This is a genomic window from Psychrobacter halotolerans (genome assembly GCF_039680845.1).
Lineage (GTDB): Bacteria > Pseudomonadota > Gammaproteobacteria > Pseudomonadales > Moraxellaceae > Psychrobacter.
This window is the reverse complement of record NZ_JBDKWD010000005.1, coordinates 193,699-211,677: the sequence shown is the minus strand read 5'-3', so window position 1 is coordinate 211,677 and position 17,979 is coordinate 193,699. Positions and strand designations below refer to the sequence as shown.

At 44.1% G+C, this 17,979-nt stretch carries 16 protein-coding genes and 1 pseudogene; 12 read left to right on the top strand and 5 right to left on the bottom strand.

The features are described from left to right. Window positions 1-31 precede the first annotated feature (31 nt). Both nadC and AAJP47_RS10875 read left to right on the top strand, forming a co-directional pair. Window positions 32-892 carry a carboxylating nicotinate-nucleotide diphosphorylase gene (nadC, locus tag AAJP47_RS10880; RefSeq protein ID WP_346717947.1) on the top strand — a complete coding sequence of 287 codons (861 nt, stop codon included), beginning with the start codon at window positions 32-34 and terminating at the stop codon, window positions 890-892. A 309-nt stretch (window positions 893-1,201) separates the two neighbouring features. Further along, window positions 1,202-1,843: a MarC family protein gene (locus AAJP47_RS10875; RefSeq protein ID WP_346717946.1), complete on the top strand. Its 642-nt coding sequence runs from the start codon at window positions 1,202-1,204 to the stop codon at window positions 1,841-1,843. Window positions 1,844-2,033: 190 nt separating this feature from the next. Here the strand turns inward: AAJP47_RS10875 and AAJP47_RS10870 are convergent, their stop codons facing one another. Then, complete coding sequence (locus AAJP47_RS10870; protein ID WP_346717945.1) at window positions 2,034-3,254, bottom strand: acetamidase/formamidase family protein; 1,221 nt, start codon at window positions 3,252-3,254, stop codon at window positions 2,034-2,036. Window positions 3,255-3,676: 422 nt separating this feature from the next. Then, window positions 3,677-4,262: pseudogene (locus tag AAJP47_RS10865) on the bottom strand (LysE/ArgO family amino acid transporter). 135 nt (window positions 4,263-4,397) lie between these two features. Here AAJP47_RS10865 and AAJP47_RS10860 point away from each other — a divergent pair. The 3 genes from AAJP47_RS10860 to AAJP47_RS10850 all read left to right on the top strand — a co-directional run bounded on the left by AAJP47_RS10860 (window position 4,398) and on the right by AAJP47_RS10850 (window position 6,541). Next, the gene (locus AAJP47_RS10860) at window positions 4,398-5,168 is read left to right on the top strand and encodes a hypothetical protein (protein ID WP_346717944.1); all 771 of its coding nucleotides are present in this window, start codon (window positions 4,398-4,400) and stop codon (window positions 5,166-5,168) included. A gap of 100 nt (window positions 5,169-5,268) precedes the next feature. Beyond that, entirely contained in the window at window positions 5,269-5,931 is a 663-nt protein-coding gene (locus AAJP47_RS10855) for a hypothetical protein (RefSeq protein ID WP_346717943.1), read from the top strand. A gap of 52 nt (window positions 5,932-5,983) precedes the next feature. After that, complete coding sequence (locus AAJP47_RS10850; RefSeq protein WP_346717942.1) at window positions 5,984-6,541, top strand: hypothetical protein; 558 nt, start codon at window positions 5,984-5,986, stop codon at window positions 6,539-6,541. A 320-nt stretch (window positions 6,542-6,861) separates the two neighbouring features. Here AAJP47_RS10850 and rluB read toward each other — a convergent pair whose 3' ends face one another. Then, the gene (gene rluB / locus AAJP47_RS10845) at window positions 6,862-7,782 is read right to left on the bottom strand and encodes a 23S rRNA pseudouridine(2605) synthase RluB (protein WP_346717941.1); all 921 of its coding nucleotides are present in this window, start codon (window positions 7,780-7,782) and stop codon (window positions 6,862-6,864) included. A 293-nt stretch (window positions 7,783-8,075) separates the two neighbouring features. Here rluB and folD point away from each other — a divergent pair, with 293 nt between their 5' ends. Continuing rightward, on the top strand, window positions 8,076-8,963 hold the full coding sequence (gene folD, locus AAJP47_RS10840; RefSeq protein WP_346717940.1) for a bifunctional methylenetetrahydrofolate dehydrogenase/methenyltetrahydrofolate cyclohydrolase FolD: 888 nt from the start codon (window positions 8,076-8,078) through the stop codon (window positions 8,961-8,963). Window positions 8,964-9,061: 98 nt separating this feature from the next. Then, window positions 9,062-9,580 carry a phosphate-starvation-inducible protein PsiE gene (locus AAJP47_RS10835; RefSeq protein WP_346717939.1) on the top strand — a complete coding sequence of 173 codons (519 nt, stop codon included), beginning with the start codon at window positions 9,062-9,064 and terminating at the stop codon, window positions 9,578-9,580. Window positions 9,581-9,661: 81 nt separating this feature from the next. On the opposite strand, the gene corA is transcribed toward AAJP47_RS10835, so the two are convergent. Together corA and AAJP47_RS10825 are read right to left on the bottom strand one after the other, a co-directional pair. After that, window positions 9,662-10,876: a magnesium/cobalt transporter CorA gene (gene corA, locus AAJP47_RS10830; protein ID WP_346717938.1), complete on the bottom strand. Its 1,215-nt coding sequence runs from the start codon at window positions 10,874-10,876 to the stop codon at window positions 9,662-9,664. A 58-nt stretch (window positions 10,877-10,934) separates the two neighbouring features. Next, the gene (locus tag AAJP47_RS10825) at window positions 10,935-11,324 is read right to left on the bottom strand and encodes a DUF2237 family protein (RefSeq protein ID WP_346717937.1); all 390 of its coding nucleotides are present in this window, start codon (window positions 11,322-11,324) and stop codon (window positions 10,935-10,937) included. A gap of 498 nt (window positions 11,325-11,822) precedes the next feature. Here AAJP47_RS10825 and AAJP47_RS10820 point away from each other — a divergent pair, with 498 nt between their 5' ends. The 5 genes from AAJP47_RS10820 (at window position 11,823) to rlmN (ending at window position 17,855) form a co-directional block, all read left to right on the top strand. Further along, on the top strand, window positions 11,823-13,130 hold the full coding sequence (locus AAJP47_RS10820; protein ID WP_346717936.1) for an ATP phosphoribosyltransferase regulatory subunit: 1,308 nt from the start codon (window positions 11,823-11,825) through the stop codon (window positions 13,128-13,130). Window positions 13,131-13,310: 180 nt separating this feature from the next. Beyond that, window positions 13,311-14,600, top strand: a complete 1,290-nt coding sequence (locus AAJP47_RS10815; protein ID WP_346717935.1) for an adenylosuccinate synthase — start codon at window positions 13,311-13,313, stop codon at window positions 14,598-14,600. Between the two features lie 201 nt (window positions 14,601-14,801). Further along, window positions 14,802-15,218, top strand: coding sequence for a lysozyme inhibitor LprI family protein (locus AAJP47_RS10810; protein ID WP_346717934.1), 417 nt, complete (start codon window positions 14,802-14,804; stop codon window positions 15,216-15,218). Window positions 15,219-15,705: 487 nt separating this feature from the next. Then, window positions 15,706-16,137: a nucleoside-diphosphate kinase gene (gene ndk / locus AAJP47_RS10805; protein ID WP_346717933.1), complete on the top strand. Its 432-nt coding sequence runs from the start codon at window positions 15,706-15,708 to the stop codon at window positions 16,135-16,137. Between the two features lie 488 nt (window positions 16,138-16,625). Then, complete coding sequence (rlmN, locus tag AAJP47_RS10800) at window positions 16,626-17,855, top strand: dual-specificity RNA methyltransferase RlmN (protein ID WP_346717932.1); 1,230 nt, start codon at window positions 16,626-16,628, stop codon at window positions 17,853-17,855. The last annotated feature ends 124 nt before the right edge of the window (window positions 17,856-17,979 follow it).

Sequence of the window (17,979 nt, the reverse complement as noted above, 5' to 3'; positions counted from 1 at the left end):
CATCATTTGCATATTTATAGGGGAATTAGCGATGACACTGATAACAGAGCCAGCATTGGATGAGGTATTGCTTAAGCCTTTGGTTGAAGCAGCTTTAACCGAAGATTTGGGCAGACGCGGGGATGTGACGTCGCAAGCGACCATTCCAGCCGATAAGCAAGCGCAATTACAGATTAGAGCGCGGCAAGCAGGCGTCATATGCGGCATGGATTTGGCCCGCTTGTCTTTCGCGTTGGTCGATGCGAAGATTGAGTTTGTGGCTCATGTTCATGATGGCGAGACAGTGGAGGCAAATACCGTTTTGGCAGTCGTTCGTGGTAACGCGCGTCACTTGCTAACGGCGGAGCGCACGGCACTGAATTTTATGACGCACCTTAGCGGGATTGCGACGGCAACAAGACAAATCGTCGATAGTGTCGCAGAGTATCCTGCACAGATTACTTGTACGCGTAAGACCATTCCAGGCTTGCGTGTGCTACAAAAATACGCGGTACGTTGCGGCGGCGGGCGCAATCATCGTTTGGGATTGGATGATGCGATTTTGATTAAAGACAATCACATTGCCATCGCGGGCGATATCAAGACAGCTATTAAGCACGCGCAAGATTTTGCTGGTCATCTGATTCCGATTGAAGCGGAAGTCGATACGTTAGAGCAGTTAGAGCAGGCATTAGAGGCTGGCGTGAGTTTGGTATTACTTGATAATATGGCGCCTGAGACACTGTCGCAGGCGGTTGCCATGTGTAAAGGTCGCGCCAAAACAGAGGCATCCGGCGGTATTACTCCTGCCACGGTACAAGCCGCTGCAAAAACAGGCGTTGATTTTATTGCCATGGGCTATCTGACGCACAGTAGCACGGCACTCGATATTGGGTTGGATTTTAGTGCCTAGTCTCGTTTTTAGGCTCTATTTATTGACACTTTATAGGTATGTTCCCTATTTGGGTATGAGGGACGCGTTTATGAAAAGTGTTTATTGCTCGTATGCTCGTATGCTCGTATGCTCGTATGCTCGTATGCTCGTATGCTCGTAAAAAACCGTGCACCCATAACGTCAAAAAAATTAAGCAAAGTTAATGATTTTATTGGCTTATCTGCCTATGCTACAATGCCATTTTTTATTGCTTATCGGGTCATCGTTGCATTTGCATGATGACCTTAATTTTTTTGCAAGTGGTCTCAACTAACAAGCGAGCGTTCAGTGAATACTGAAATTATTAAGATAATCTTGGCCTTTATGGTATTGATCAATCCGTTTAGCGCCTTGACGTTATTTTTGGATTTGACCCGTGGCTATTCGATGAATAATCGACGTAAAGTTGCGCGCGTTGCTTGTCTAACGATTTTTATTACCATTAGCTTTTTTACATTAGCAGGCGAGACGCTACTAAAAGCCTTGGGTATCTCTATCGGCTCGTTTCAGTTGGCTGGTGGTATTCTGGTATTTTTAATCGCGCTTAATATGATGAATGGTGAGGGCAACCCCGTTAAGCCCGACCAAGAAAATTTTGATACTGATCATGTGCAAGATGCGCCGCCATCAATGGCTGCTGCCGTCGTGCCACTGGCGATACCGATGATGATTGGGCCTGGCGGTATCTCCACGGTGATCATTTATTCATCGCAAGTTTCGGGGATATTGCAGGTATCTGCCATCATCATTGCTGGCCTATTAATCAGTCTATTTTGCTATTTAGCATTGATGGCAGCCGGTCGTATCAGTCGCTTGTTGGGCGATACGGGACTCAACATTATGAGCCGAATCATGGGTATGCTATTAGCGGCGGTTTCTATCGAGATTATCGTAAGTGGCCTGCGGACACTATTTCCTAACTTGGTGTAACAACGACGGCATTAGCAACTGGCAAGCATCACCCATCACATACTAAAAAGCACTTAACAGCGAATGATTGACCCGCGTTAAGTGCTTACTTTTTTATAAATCTTTGTCTTATAAAAACATTGTCTTATAAAAACATTGTCTTAAAAATCTTATCGTACACAGAGCGTCGTATCAAAGACGTCTGCTTTACTTATTCTTCGCTAAATTCTTTAAAATCCGCCTTACGAATTTTGGCATGGATGCCTTTTGTTTTATCGACTACCTGTGACACTTCAAAGTCAGTTGCCGCACTTAAATAAGCATAAGCCAAGGCTTCATCGATTCCATACTCTCTATTTAAGAAACCAATGGCTTCACGAGTCGATTTTTTCATGGCTTCATCTAAATCTTCATCCAAGCCCGGCGTAATCCAAAATTCAGCATTTTCGCCTAAAGGTTGTGACAATGCCTTGCCGGGGATTTTGTCTTTGCCCGCTTTTAGTAAGGTAAATTTGAACGTTGCCCGAGCTGAGGCTTCAAGAGCGGTCAGAGCGACTTCGCCATCGCCTTGAGCAAAATGACTGTCGCCTGTGTAGAAGAGGGCACCCGGTACTTGCACGGGATAATATACGGTGGAACCGTCACCCAAATCATTGATATCCATATTGCCGCCATGCATGGCAGGGGGTACAGAGTGGACAGGTTCTGAGGTGTTGGACGCCACGCCCATCAGTCCCATAAATGGATTGAGAGGGAAGCGGATAGACTTACCAGACTCGGTTTTGATTACCCCTTCATAGTCGCCTTGGACATTTTTTTCTATGGGTGTAAATACCGAGACATTACCAAAGCGCTCGGGATGCTCTTTAGAGGCGTTTGGTTGCTGCGATGTTTTTGGAAACTCTCCAACCAATGTTCCTTTGCCATGACGATTAGAGATGACACCGTAAGGTACGCGAGGTTCGATTTCAATGACTTCTACTTTTAAAATGTCACCGGGCATGGCCCCTTGTATGGCAAGCGGACCTGTCACAATATGCGGTCCATCTTTATGAAAATCATGCGCTAAGCCAGAGCCAGTAATCTTTTTTGCTTCATCTAAAACATAGTCCGCTTTGACACCTTTTGATGTAAAGTATTTTTCTGCATCGCGGCCTTGATCTTCAAGTAAGCCCTCATGAGATACCGTATCAAAGGTCACCGTACTTCCAGAGGGGACACTCAAAACAGGCTTGGCATCTCTATTGGGTAAATATCCCCAGCTAATGGTCTGCAAGGTAGAAGGCACATAGTAGTTGCCTTGGTATTTGCCCGTTTTTAATTGTGTGGGCTTATTGGTTATCTCCTTTAGCACTTGAAAATCTTCTGCATTGGCGACCGAGACCGTAAATGTGCTCAAAATAAATAGTGATAAAGCCGTTCTTTTCAACATAAATCTTATCCTTAATTTTTTAAAAGCAATAATTTCATAACTGCTTTTTAATTAAGGCAAGTTCTATACCATTCCGAAAAAAACGCTTATTTAGCGAACAAACACAAAAAAACTTTATGCTACCGTCACAATAAGTGCTAATTTGGTGCTAAAAAATGACTGAAGAACATTTTTGGTGCATGGCTATTAAGCTATTAAGTTATTAAGTTATTAAGTTATTAAGTTATTAAGTTATTAAGCTACAAATTTATAAACGATACTTCATACAAATGAGGTACCGCATTACAATGCGTGACTAGGATAAATTTTTGCCGCCTCTGTCGCTTCGGCACAATAAGTAAGAAACATTTATTTCAGTTACCCGCTGTCTCTTTTATATTAACCCGACTATTTTATACTGATCCCATTATCGCTAAGCAGTATTAACTGTGATACAAGTGCCAAGCCAAATACAACATCAGTATACCAACCAAGGCATCAAGGATATTCCAAGCTTTAGGCTTGGCAAATAGTGGTCTGAGTAGACGCGCCCCGTAACCGAGCGCAAAAAAGAAAAAGAAAGACGCGCTGATGGCCCCTGCGGCAAACACCAGTTTGCTATTTGCGCCTGTTGAAACCATACCAACGAGTACCAATGTATCTAGGTAGACGTGTGGATTGAGCCACGTAAAGCCAAAACACAACAGCAGGGCTTTTTTTAAGCTGGTTACGACTTGTCCCTCGACACTCATTGCATGGGACAAACGCGCACTGGCATACAGGCTTTGTAATCCGTAACCCAGCAAACTTTGCAATAGTGACGACCTGAGGGTAGCGGGCGGTGACCGCGCCAAAACCCCCAACGCCTGCTGCGATTAACAGCGCATCACTCACCGCGCAAAACAGACACACAAAAAATATGTGCTCGCGTTTGAGTCCTTGTTTGAGTACAAAGGCGTTTTGAGAGCCAATCGCGATGATGAGCGATAGCCCGAGGAAAAAACCAGCAAGATAATCGGGGGCATTCATAGTAGGGGGCTTATTATTTTTAAGAGTAAGAAAGTTGACAGTTTGCTTACTGGCAGCACCAAAAAAAGCTGTTAAGATACGCTATTGAATGTAGGTATGCAATACAAGCACAACAGATGAGAGGCGAAGTCAGTCATGGTAGTAAGTTTGGCAAGAATGCTACAGTCGTTTGGACAAGCGCAAAGTGACTTGCCAACGCTCGCGGCTGAAAAAGCTCAAAGAACGAGTATCGACCAAGACGCTGATGTCACAGAGGCTGGTGGCAAAGACGCTAGTGTTAATAAGGACAGTAATCCAGTAGATAATGAGCTGTCCACACTCACTCCGCCTGAGCGTGCGGAGCGTATTTGCGACGCGTTAGCCCAAGTCAATGATATTCGAACGCCCACCCCTTTGACCGATCGCTATTTGTCCAACCGTGCCCAAATGCGCCCAGCAAACAGACCTCCCTTTGACCCAGATACGCTATGGTATCTAAGATATGGACGTTGTCCGATTATGACTGAGCTTATTGATGTGGTTGATGAGGCCACCCTAAACGCCATGCCGATTGAAGCGGTTGCCATACTAGATCGAATCAATGGTAAATTAAAGCGCTACCGTGAATGGAGCAGTGAGCTGCACGAGCAACAGCAGCAGCATAACGAGCGTCAATTCATCATCGATAAGCTGGTGTCTGAAAGTATCCCTGAAGCGCTCCATCATTATGAGCAGCTGCAACGCTTTAGTCCACATCGGACAAAGAACAGTACGGTACAAGGCAAAATGACGGCAGGTGATATGCTGACCGATTTGTTTTTAGAGATCGACTATGAGCTTGATGAATTATTGGATGAGCTGCACCAAACCGTGTTGAGTCGATTGGCTTCCACGCACCGTTATGTCAAAAGTCGCACCCAAAGCTAGTTTGTCTACCTCTACATGTAGACGCTCACTATCAAATAAAAACTAAACGCGCCACTATCAAATAAAAGCAATGCTACTGGTATAAACAAAGGACCATTCGATGACTCAATTGACTGCGATGTTCGTGATGTTCGTTCTATATGGAGTATTACCAGCCGCTGGGTTGTATCTGGGTTATCGTGGTATCAAAAAAGTCACAGCGCCCAAAATGCTTGAGTATAAAGCCATGCCGCAACTGGGTTATATCCCCGAAAAAAGCTTGCCCCAAGACGTCAAAAACGCGCTTGACCAAATCAATAAAAAAGGCGAAAAGCTGCGTTTGATTTATGGTGATACCAATAACGATGGAAAAATCGATGACAAGGACACCGTCAACGAAACCTATATCATGATTCAAAACCTGATGGACAGCCATATACCCAGTGCCGTAGCTGACTATCGCCGTTTGCATGACTTGGACGGATCGCTTGCAGATACCACTAAGATTAAGCACTCAAATGTCACGGGTAAAGAAGCGCTGCTTGACGTGCTTAGCACCATTAATACCCAGTTTGATGATTTACTGAATGCCTCTTATCATCAAGATGGACAAAAACTGCTGGTCACCAATCGATACTTACAAAATCGGTTTGATAATCCCAAGAGTAATACCGATGCACCTTCTCTTACTGATATTGGTGGTACGGTTAAGGCGCGCGACAACATTGATAACGCTGATGACACCAACGATAAAAGCGCAAACGAGCGCAATATTAAGCTGTGAATGATAATCAACAAATATAAGTGGATAAGGGCGTGACAAATAGCGAGTGTATATGAGTATATTAATAGGCATCGGTGTCGTAGCCACGATAACCACCTTTTATTTGGGCAAAAAGGGCTGGCACGCGTTTCATAAAGCGGTTGGCATCTCTCCAGGCGTACTCACCTACCAAGATTATCATGCGCCACTGTCGCCAGCTACGATAAGCTGGCAACAGCTCAATTTGAACAAAACACACTTAAAAAATTTGCCTGAACACCAATTGCGGCAGTTGAACCGCATTGATGAAAAGGTAGAGCACTATCAGTCCCATCAAAAAGAATTACAGGCGCAAAATAAAACGGTTGTCGCTACCGAATCGCAGTTTGTATTGCATAAGATGTTGCAGACGCGCTTACCGGAAACGCTGTCCAGTTATCATCAGTTGACTCATAAGCGTAAAAATACGAAAAATGCGAGTCGTGAAAAAAACGCGGAAGCAGGGGAGTTACTCCAACAGGTATTAGACAATATTGAACAGCGTTTAGACAAGTTGTTAGCGCAAATGGAGCACCAGCATTTGCAAGACTTACGCATGATGAATCAGTATTTTGAAAGCCATGACTCTTAAGTATTCATGATTCTTAAGCAGTCACGATAAGTCAGCTGAGTGACTATCTGTAACGATTAAATGATATTCCATGCCAAACAACATCTCATACTAAATAACGTCTTATACTAAAAAATGCTGCACAAAAAAGCGGCCAATGACAATCAATCATTGGCCGCTTTTTTTGGATTAACGCTATACCTATCGTCGATTCACTATAAAATAAACCAAGTGCTAATACGATAAAGTTTGCGTAACCTCTGTCAGCAACGACACAGCAAGCAAGAAAAACTTATCTCAGTAGTATGCTATATCGTTACTTATTTCATTTAGACGCAAAATTAACGCTTGTCGTTACGGTCACGCGTGTTGCGCGACCCACGGCTGGCAGGACTGGCGCTACTCTTAGGCTTGGCACTGCTATTATCACTACGACCATCAGGACGGCGCGCTTTTAGTGGCTTGCTTCTGATACGTTCTTGTTTCTCTTTGGCAGCACCATGTAGACCCGTACCATAACGTGGACGTAAGCTGACCAAATCTGTCAAGGTGTTGATGTCTTTTTTGTCCAGCTCTAAGAAGCGGCCAGTACGTAACTCTTTTGGTAGTGCGATCGTGCCATAGCGCGTACGCAATAGACGGCTGACTTTTAGACCTTGTGATTCAAATAAGCGACGTACTTCACGGTTACGTCCTTCTTTTAGCTGGACGTGATACCACTTGTTGACGCCTTCACCGCCGCCTTCTTTGATGTCCTCAAACTTTGCCATACCATCTTCTAACACCACACCCGCAGTCAGCGTACGAGCGATATCAGGCGTCACTTCACCCAATACACGGACGGCATATTCACGCGTGACTTCACCAGAGGGATGCATTAAGCGATGCGCCATTTCGCCATCGTTGGTGAACAATAGCAGGCCAGTTGAGTTGATATCCAAACGTCCAACCATCACCCAACGATCATGCGTGAGCTTTGGTAAACGCTCAAAAACCGTTGGACGACCTTCTGGATCTTTTGCAGAACACACTTCACCTTCAGGCTTATAATAAGCAATCACGCGACGACGCTTTTCGTTTTCGGCAGTGTATTTGATTTGACGACCATCAACGCGAATCTCATCGCCTTGGCTGACGCGATCACCAATGGTGGCTGGGCCATTATTGACAGAAACGCGACCTGCTTTGATCACCTCTTCCATTTGACGACGTGAGCCAAGTCCCATACGGGCGAGCGCTTTCTGTAGTTTTTCATCTTTCATTGTGATGTCCTTGAGTCGGTGGGTTTACATTTCTCAATGTATAAAATTTTAGCAAAGTAATTTGCAGCCGCTATTCTACTATATTTGCGAGGATTTAGCACGTCAACTGGCTTTAATATTGACTTATTATAGAAAATTATCCGCATTCAAACGTTATCCCACGCTAGGATTTTGTAGCGTACACAGGTACAATATTATTCTCAGTCAAAGGTTGACGAAGCAAAAGACAGGCACGCAAGTATAGGCGAGCGCTGTCTTTATTTTTTTATACTGCCCTCTCTATTGGAGTTCATATGTCTATCGCGCCTAATGCCCAAAAGTCCGCCATCGTTTTGGATGGCAAAGCACTTGCCAAACAAATAGAACAGCAACTGCGCACACGTGTGGATGCCATTAAGGATAAGACGGGACGCACACCGAGCCTAGCGACGATATTGGTCGGGGACGATCCTGCGTCAGCCACCTATGTGCGTATGAAAGGCAATGCTTGCAAACGGGTTGGTATGGACTCTATACGAGTTGAGATGCCAAGTGAGACAACCACCGAGCAACTGATGACAAAGATTGATGAGCTGAATAACGACCCTGATGTGCATGGTATTTTGCTACAACATCCGGTGCCTGAACACATTGATGAGCGTGCCTGTTTTGAGCAAATTGATTTAGCCAAAGACGTTGATGGTGTGACTTGTCTTGGCTTTGGTCGCATGGCGATGCAGCAGTCGGCCTATGGTTCATGTACACCGCAAGGCATCATGCATTTATTGGCACATTATGATATCGACTTGTCAGGAAAAGAAGCGGTTGTCGTAGGTCGCAGTGCGATTTTGGGCAAGCCTATGGCGATGATGTTATTGAATGCCAACTGCACCGTGACTATCTGTCATTCAAGAACTGAGGACTTGGCTTCTCATATCAAACGCGCTGATATCGTTGTGGGCGCTGTGGGTGTGCCTGAACTGATTAAAGCGGATTGGATTAAAGCGGGCGCTGTCGTGATTGATGCAGGTTTCCACCCAACGGACAATGGCGGCGTTGGTGATATTGAACTACAAGGGATAGAAAACATCGCCAGTGCATATACACCAGTACCAGGCGGCGTCGGTCCAATGACCATCAACACGCTTATTCGTCAAACGGTCGATGCCGCCGAAAAATCAGCAGGTTTGGCTATCAGCTAAGCAACGTATCATACGAATGCTGATCGCCAAGGGATAAGAGGGTCTGAGGGCACAGACTCAGGCCAAATCAACCACCTCTAAGTTGATAGGACCTAAACATGGCTAAAAAAAACGTCGGTATTCATGAGCGGTTACAAGGCATTGGTCGTGAGTTTGTCGATATCTGTCATTACGTAATCTTGTTTTTAATCAGTGTGGTGGTGGTTTGGACCGCGGGCAAAGAATTTATATATATTATCCAAAAAGGTACCGCCGATTTAAAAGATATTCTGATGCTGTTTATTTATCTTGAGCTACTGGCGATGATAGGTATTTATTTTAAAACCCATCGTCTGCCAGTCCAGTTTTTGATATTTATTGCCATAACGGCTTTGTCACGACATTTGGTTGTTGATGTGCAAGCGGTTTCGGACTACTTTCATTTGTGGTTACTGGCGACGATTTCTGTGGCTATTATGCTATTGAGTGGGGCTATCGTGGTGCTGACATGGACCGCAAAGACATTTGGTCGTCCAGAGGACAATCTTGATCAGCAGTATACGCATTTAACGGTCAAAGCCATGTTGCCTGACAATGCGCAAGCACCGAACAGCCACACCAAACACCGCCGAGAATGAAAATTTATTCACTGTATATTTATTAATGGCACAAAAAAAGCGACCGATATCGGTCGCTTTTTTTATTGGACTGACTTCAGCTTACAACCATTTTAAGCGCTTAAAGTTATAATATAAGAAGCTACACAAGGCGATGATAATGAGCATAATAACGAAGTAAGCGTACTTCCAATGGAGTTCTGGCATAAAATCAAAGTTCATCCCGTAGATACCAGCGATGGCGGTTGGCACTGCTAGAATACCTGCCCACGCCGCAAGCTTTCTGACCACCTCGTTTTGTCCCATATTGACCATCGCCATATAGGTATTCATCACCACGCTCAGCATCTCGTTGAGACCATTGATTGCATCCAAAGAATGCAACAGATGGTCATTCACATCGCGAAAATAGGGCTTTGCTGCTTGAGAGAAGCCCGATACCAGCTCGCTTTTTTTATGATTGATAAAAAAGCTACAGATGTCTTGTACGGGCAAAATAATAGCACGCATATGTACCAGCTGTGATTTTAGCTCATACAGGTTTTTTAGTGTGCCTTTGTCAAATTCATAAGTAAACACATAGCGCTCTTGCTCACGCAGATAGCGACCCAAGCGATCGGTGATCGGCATGTAGTTATCCACGATAAAATCGAGAATGGCATGGAGGACAAAGATAGGGCCCATGCGTAGCTTTTCAGGACGGCGATGGCAATGCTCACGGACAGGTGCATAAGAATTTGATGGCCCATTACGAATAGTAATGAGGTAGTTTTTGCCCATAAATATCGCTGTAGTACCGTAGCGAATAATATTGTCTTCAAGCTTGGCGGTACGTAGCACCACAAACACCATGTCGTTGTCGTAGTTCTCAACCTTAGCGCGTTGATGATCGGCAAAGGCATCTTCAATGGCTAGCTCATGCAGCTCAAAGGCTTCTTTGACTTTGACCATAGTCTCAAGGCTGGGATCATACAGACCCAACCAGATAAATTGACCATTATTGCTCAAGGCACGACTGACGTCAGTGAGCGCAACTTGATCCAACTTCTGACCCGTTTTGCGCGAATAAGCGTAGCAGTTCACCACTTCCTCAGAGCTGGATGAGTCGATATCTTCATAGCGCTCAGAGTCTGGATCATAGACCGTCATGGTCTCGATAGTGTCTTCAGTCGTCGCGTCCGCATCACCATAGATATAGCTATCGTCATTGTCCAGATATAGATGTTTGTCATTCATATTGGCATGAATACGATTGACGTTGGAGTTAGGTGCAATGCGCGCTGTTTCTTTGATCAACGGATCGTTATTGTTTTCCATACACCCTCCCTTAATAAAGTAAAAAACTGGTAATAATCAAAACCCATAATAAGGATTATTAAAGCGCGTAGCTTTTTAGAGTTTCGATATCGACCAAGCTTAATAAGCTTTCGTGACAAGCTTCTAGTTTTATGGGTGGGGCAATATCAAAGTCGAGCGCTTCAACCCAGCGTAGCGCGCAGATACACCAATAATCACCGGGCTTGAGACCTTCAAAGCCATATTCAGGTAGCGGCGTGATAAGGTCATTACCGCGACTGGCGGAAAAATTCAAAAACTCGCTGGTCATCTTGGCACAAACTGTGTGCTGACCAACGTCATGATTGCCAGTGTGACAAAAGCCATTACGGTAGTAACCAGTAATAGGATCAAAGCAGCAGCTGGCAAGCGCTGTACCTAAGACATTGGCTTGGTTATTGGCAGGATTTGGGTGGTAATCAGATGACATAAGGCTTCCGAGATAAAAATATGTGCTAGTGTAACATGAGTCTGCGCCAAAGGCGGTGTTCTAACTGGCAGCGTGAGTTTCTTTATGGTTAAAAATGTACGTGATCATCGACCGTTGAAATGCTGTATATCGTGCGCTAGAAAGTTTGGGCTTTTAACAACAATTAGATAGTGATTGGGGCGAATTGTCACTAGGCGAACCCAAACTGCTATGCTAAACTAAAGCGTAAAGTGCCTTGATGGTTTATCGGGGTTCATTAGCTTATCGCGATTTTTTAGCGCCTTATTTTTTAGCGGCTAAAGATACTCGTCTTATCATTCTAAATTATACTTATTACTCACCCTTTTGCGGCTACCTAGTTTGTTTATATATAATTGGGTCAATGATGTTGTGCGTTAAAAATAAAAAATGCGTTCTATCAATGCCATTATAAACAACTCTTAAGTATCGCATCAGTACCGCGTTTTTGGTAAGCGCTACGCCAAACAAGGATTTATTGTGTCTGTCAGTTCTGATTCTGCAAAACTTGCCCAGTCAAATACCGTCAATGAAACGGCGACATCTGCCGCTTATGACAAGGCGATGCCTACTCATAAACCTTCTTTTAGTAACTTTACCAGCGATATTGCCAACAGCTGGTTGTTACCGGATGGGGTAGTGGATGTACTGTTTGAAGATGCTCATAAGCAAGAAGTGCTGAGACATCGCTTGACGCAGCAGCTCATTACGCATGGCTATCATCTGGTCAGTCCGCCGATGATTGAGTTTACTGAATCGTTGTTGAGTGACGCCTCAGAAGACCTAAAGCGTCAAACCTTTAAAATTATCGATCAGCTGACGGGTCGATTGATGGGCGTTCGGGCTGATATTACCCCGCAGATTTTGCGCATTGATGCGCATCATGGCGGCACTGGCATTGCGCGTTATTGCTACGCTGGCGACGTCATTCATACCTTGCCATCAGGGCTGTTTGGCTCGCGTACACCATTACAGTTGGGTGCAGAGATTTTTGGCTGTGCCTCTCTTGCCGCAGATATTGAGCTGATTGATGTGTTGTTTACGATGGTCAATACCCTAAATATGAGTGCGGCGCTGCATATTGATTTGGGTCATGTGGCGATATTTAAACGCTTGGCTGAACTGGCTGAATTGTCAGACAGTGATACAGAGCAATTAATGCATTTCTATGCCAATAAAAACTTGCCAGAGCTAAAGCGCGTCTGTCGCACATTGCCGATGGGCGATGACTTTTATGTCTTAGCGCGCTTCGGTCATGATATTGATAATTTACTCACCAAACTGTCGGTGAGTGCTCAGCAAGATACCGAAATCGCGACGGCGATCGATGAATTGCAGCGACTAAAAACCCACTTGCAAGACCAATGGCACTGTGATGTGAGTATCGATGTGACCGAATTGTCAGGCTACCATTATCATACCGGTATCGTGTTCAATGGTTATATCAATAGTGAAACCCAGCCGCTAGTACGAGGCGGCCGTTTTGATGGTATGCAAAGTGGCTCTCAATTGACGGGTCATGAGCTACGTGAAGCCACAGGGTTTAGTATGGATGTTAGCCGCTTGCTTGCTCATACGCAGCTGGATGCGCCAACCATTGTATTGGTCGACTATGAGACGTTGACAGCAGCCAATGCAGAACAAAAGCAAGCAATGCTACAGCAGGTTGAGAGTTTGCGTCATCAAGGTTATCGGGTCACTATGCCATTAAATGCAGCAGACCGCCCAGCCAATACGACGCACCAGTTAAGCCTTGTAGACAGTCAATGGCAGCTACAGTCTTTGTAAGCGAGCCTGCTCATTCGTTGATTGGCTCAAACAGATTATAAATAAAGCATTGATTTTTAAAGTTGTTATCACTTTTTAATACTATTAACGTTATTGTCATTAAAATGATTGTTATTAAAACGGTCATGGTTTTTAAACCGTTATTGCACACACCTCAATACATAAAGGTAAGGATTGATCATGGGTAAGAATGTCGTAGTTTTGGGTAGCCAATGGGGCGATGAAGGTAAGGGTAAAATCGTTGATTTGCTTACCGAAAAAGCCTCAGCAGTTGCTCGCTTTCAAGGCGGTCATAACGCTGGTCACACACTCGTTGTCGATGGCAAAACCACCGTCCTACATTTAATCCCATCAGGCATTTTACGCGAAGGCGTGACGTGCTTTATCGGTAATGGCGTGGTGTTAGCCCCTGATGCTTTGCTAAAAGAGATGAAAGAGCTGGAAGACAACAACGTACCAGTACGTGAGCGTCTGCGCATTTCACCCAATTGCCCCCTTATCATGCCTTATCATGTCGCGCTTGACCAAGCTCGTGAAGCCAAACGCGGTACTGGCAAAATCGGTACAACAGGTCGCGGTATCGGTCCTGCATACGAAGACAAAGTTGCGCGCCGTGCTATTAAGCTTGCTGACTTATTCCGTAATGATTTAGAAGAAAAACTGCGTAACTTAATTGAATATCATAACTTCCAGTTGACTGAGTATTACAAAGTTGACGCGATTGATTTTGATGAGACGCTTAGACTGTGTAAAGAGTGGAAAGAAGAGATCACTGGCATGGTCACTGATGTCACAGAAGAATTGAATCAGTTGCGTTTGGCTGGCAAAAACCTGATGTTTGAAGGTGCGCAAGGTACATTGCTTGATATCGACCATGGTACGTATCCATTTGTGACCAGCTCAAGCGTGACCGCAGGCGGCGTCTCTACAGGTACGGGTATTGGTCCATTGTACTTAGATTATGTACTGGGTATCACCAAAGCCTATACCACACGCGTTGGTAGTGGCCCGTTCCCAACTGAGTTGTTCGATGATGTTGGCGCGCATTTGGCCAAAGTTGGTCACGAGTTTGGTGCAACCACTGGTCGTGCGCGTCGCTGTGGTTGGTTTGACGCTGAGGCATTACGCCGTGCCGTGGTATTGAACTCGTTGTCTGGTATCTGCTTGACCAAACTTGATGTACTAGATGGCTTAGAAGAATTATTAATCGGTGTGGGTTACAACCTACCTGAGACTGAGTGTGCAGGCGCGCATGATGCTGAATTCTATGAGTCAGTCACACCAAAATATGAAACGTTACAAGGCTGGAGCGAGTCAACGGTTGGTATCACTAACTATGACGATCTGCCAGAAAATGCTAAAAAGTATATCAAACGTATCGAAGACTTAATCGGTTGTCCTGTTGATATTATCTCAACGGGTCCTGACCGTGAAGAGACTATCGTATTGCGTGATCCGTATGATGCCTAATTAGTAATACATTTATTTAGCGCGAAAACCTCCACTGACTTAAATGTCATGGAGGTTTTTTTATGGAACTTTCTAAATTTTTTATAAACTATTATCTGGTTTCTAATTACATTGAATTAAGATATCATTACTTTTGTAAGGTGCTATTTAATATGGCGAAAGTGATTTTTAATAATAGCCAACTAACAAAAGGGAAGTTTTATGAACATTCGTATCGTTAAAAATACTATAAACAAAGCACCATTAGCACTATTAGTGTCCGCTGCTTTTATGCTTCCCATGATGTCTTGGGGCGCTCAAAATTGCGACAAGCCAGTCAATGATTTTGACGGGCTATATTGCCTGAATAAAGTATATTTAGAGGCGGATAAAGAGCTTAATAATGCTTATGCAAAATTGGCTAAGCAATTAAACACCCAGCAAAAATCCAAACTAAAGCGGGGACAGCTTGCTTGGATTCGAGCGCGCAATGAAGATTGCAGTTATCATGATGGAGATGATTTTTACGTGAATCTAGCCTGCACCAATCGCGTGACGACAGAGCGAGTCAACTTCTTAACTGAGCGTGTGCGTGAATGTAGTGCTGGCAGTTGCCGAGACAGTCGCTTAGGTGAATAGTAATTTCAATTCGTAGGTTTTGTTGAAAACTACAATCTTTATCATTTATCACTGAAAAAAACCCTTAGAGCGATGTGCTAAGGGTTTTTTCGCTCGTAATATTGATATAAAAATAATCATAAGTCAGTTTCACGTTGTCAGATAACGTAACTATTTTATTTATTATCGACTATAGGACAAAGATAACGGGTAATGCGATAAATAGTGTAAGTATCTGCTGCTAATAAATACGCACTCTATTTTGAGATAAGCTGCTGTTATAAATTTACTTTTATGTAGGGTGCATTCATAAATTAACCCTATCATTTATAGTCTTAATCATTATAATAGGCAGCAATCCTATGTTGGCACTCATGTTTTTGCCATACGCCTGCATGGTCGCCCCATGTATTGGTTAAATCGGTGCATTCCAACATAGCGGCCAAAGACAAAACAAAGCAATCACTACTTTATTTTTATCGAGTTTATTATTTATTAGGAGCTTTTCATGGCTAACGAACGTACTTTATCTATCATCAAACCTGATGCTGTTGCTGGCAACCATATCGGCGCTATCTATGACCGTTTCGAACAAGCGGGTCTAAAAATCGTTGCAGCAAAAATGCTACAACTTGATGATGAAAAAGCAGGTGGTTTCTATGCTGAGCACGCTGAGCGTCCATTTTACAACGATCTAAAATCATTCATGATGTCAGGTCCAGTATTGGTATCAGTACTAGAAGGCGAAAACGCCATCGCTAAGCATCGTGAAATTATGGGCGCAACCAACCCAAAAGACGCTGAAAAAGGTACTATCCGTGCCGATTTTGCAAGCAGCATCGACGAAAACGCAGTTCATGGTTCAGATTCAGCTGAATCAGCCAAGCGTGAAATCAGCTACTTCTTCAATGATGACGAAGTTTGCGCCCGTACGCGTTAATAGCGGTAATTATTGATAGTCTAGTCAGTGCAATATAAAGCAGAGCCAGCGTGACTGGGATAAATTTTTCGAAGCCTCTGTTACGCTTGTGAACAGCCAGCAAGAAAAGTTTTTACCAGTTGCATGCTATAATGTTAAGTATCCATTTTATTTAGTATTGACTATCGCTACTTTTTATTCTGGTAGTAGTTATTAATAATTGATATCGTAAAACGGCTTATATCTGATGGGTATAAGCCGTTTTAATGCTTTTAATCGTAATATTCTTGATTGAAATTATCGGTTTTATCCCTCATTATTGGTTTTATTCAGCGTTATCAATCCTTTATCAGCATATACTTATCTGATTTTACCAAAAACTGGGTAAATCAATCGATAACACTAGCGCTCATAACGGATTGCTCATGCACCGCATCATTCATAGCGTATAGCAACGTTCACAAATAATTGCATCGATCTTGCAAGCTCATGCAAAAAGGCTACCGATTATGTCAACTGTACAAACACCAATCCAGCACGTACCCGCCAAGCGTACGGATAGCATCAAACTCGTCGATGAAGCACAGGCGAAAACCAATCTATTGGGGATGACCCAAGCGCAACTTGCCGATTATTTTAAGAGCATTGGCGAAAAACCGTTTCGCTCGACGCAGGTAATGAAGTGGATATATCAGCATGGTGTGACAGATTTTGAGCGTATGACCAATTTGAGTAAGTCCTTGCGTGATAATTTGTCGCTCAATGCCTGTGTCGTGCCGCCCAAAGTGATTCATCGTCAGTATAGCGATGATGGCACGCGTAAATGGGTGTTTGAAGTCACGGGCGGCTCATTGGTTGAGACGGTGCTAATACCAGCGGATGACAGCAAACTGAACGGCCGTAAAACCTTGTGCGTGTCTTCACAAGTAGGCTGCGCGCTGGACTGTAGTTTTTGTAGTACGGGTAAGCAGGGGTTTGAGCGTGATTTGAGCGCCGCTGAAATTATCGGACAGCTTTGGGTCGCTAACGCCTCTTATATGACAGATGAAGATGAGAGCTTAGAGCATGTTGACCATAGTCTATGGGAAAACAATGTCACCAACGTCGTGATGATGGGTATGGGTGAGCCACTATTGAACTATAAGCCAGTGGTTGGTTCAATGGAGGTTATGCTAAGCGATCACGCGTATGGTTTGTCAAAGCGCCGCGTGACTTTATCAACCTCAGGCGTTGTGCCCAAGATGTATCAGTTGGCGCAAGACCTTGATGTGGCCTTAGCTATCTCACTACATGCGCCCAATGATGAGTTGCGTAATGAATTGGTGCCTATTAATAAAAAGTACCCGTTAGATGAGCTAATCGCTGCCGCCAAGAACTACGTTTATGACGTCAATCCTCGTCATAAAAAACACGTCACGATCGAATATGTGATGCTTGATGGCGTCAATGACAGTAACGAGCATGCACAGCAGCTGGTCGCGTTATTAGAAGGGTTACCAAGCAAAATCAACCTTATTCCATTCAACCCGTTCCCGCATGCGCCATATGACAAATCAAGCAATAACCGCATTCATGCGTTTAGTAATATTTTAAGCGCGGCGGGGTTTGTTTGTACCATTCGTCAAACACGTGGCGATGACATTGACGCGGCTTGTGGTCAATTGGTTGGGCAAGTGGCCGATCGTACTCGGCGCTCAGCCGCTTGGCAGCAAAGCATTAAAGAGCGCGAGAGTGTCTAGCAGCGGCGCTCACTTCGATTTGCACAAAACGGTCTAATGAAATCATGATAGAGAAGACAATTAGTTTTTATTAATAGCGTTTAGTTGTCTTTTATCTATCACAAAGGTTATAAAAATGTAGCAA

Bases quoted from the DNA above. Each gene is read 5' to 3' on its own strand.
- ndk (WP_346717933.1), top strand. From the start codon at position 15,706: ATGGCTAACGAACGTACTTTATCTATCATCAAACCTGATGCTGTTGCT.
- AAJP47_RS10860 (WP_346717944.1), top strand. From the start codon at position 4,398: ATGGTAGTAAGTTTGGCAAGAATGCTACAGTCGTTTGGACAAGCGCAA.
- AAJP47_RS10850 (WP_346717942.1), top strand. From the start codon at position 5,984: ATGAGTATATTAATAGGCATCGGTGTCGTAGCCACGATAACCACCTTT.
- folD (WP_346717940.1), top strand. From the start codon at position 8,076: ATGTCTATCGCGCCTAATGCCCAAAAGTCCGCCATCGTTTTGGATGGC.
- AAJP47_RS10855 (WP_346717943.1), top strand. From the start codon at position 5,269: ATGACTCAATTGACTGCGATGTTCGTGATGTTCGTTCTATATGGAGTA.
- corA (WP_346717938.1), bottom strand. From the start codon at position 10,876: ATGGAAAACAATAACGATCCGTTGATCAAAGAAACAGCGCGCATTGCA.
- AAJP47_RS10835 (WP_346717939.1), top strand. From the start codon at position 9,062: ATGGCTAAAAAAAACGTCGGTATTCATGAGCGGTTACAAGGCATTGGT.
- rluB (WP_346717941.1), bottom strand. From the start codon at position 7,782: ATGAAAGATGAAAAACTACAGAAAGCGCTCGCCCGTATGGGACTTGGC.
- AAJP47_RS10870 (WP_346717945.1), bottom strand. From the start codon at position 3,254: ATGTTGAAAAGAACGGCTTTATCACTATTTATTTTGAGCACATTTACG.
- rlmN (WP_346717932.1), top strand. From the start codon at position 16,626: ATGTCAACTGTACAAACACCAATCCAGCACGTACCCGCCAAGCGTACG.
- AAJP47_RS10810 (WP_346717934.1), top strand. From the start codon at position 14,802: ATGAACATTCGTATCGTTAAAAATACTATAAACAAAGCACCATTAGCA.
- nadC (WP_346717947.1), top strand. From the start codon at position 32: ATGACACTGATAACAGAGCCAGCATTGGATGAGGTATTGCTTAAGCCT.
- AAJP47_RS10825 (WP_346717937.1), bottom strand. From the start codon at position 11,324: ATGTCATCTGATTACCACCCAAATCCTGCCAATAACCAAGCCAATGTC.
- AAJP47_RS10815 (WP_346717935.1), top strand. From the start codon at position 13,311: ATGGGTAAGAATGTCGTAGTTTTGGGTAGCCAATGGGGCGATGAAGGT.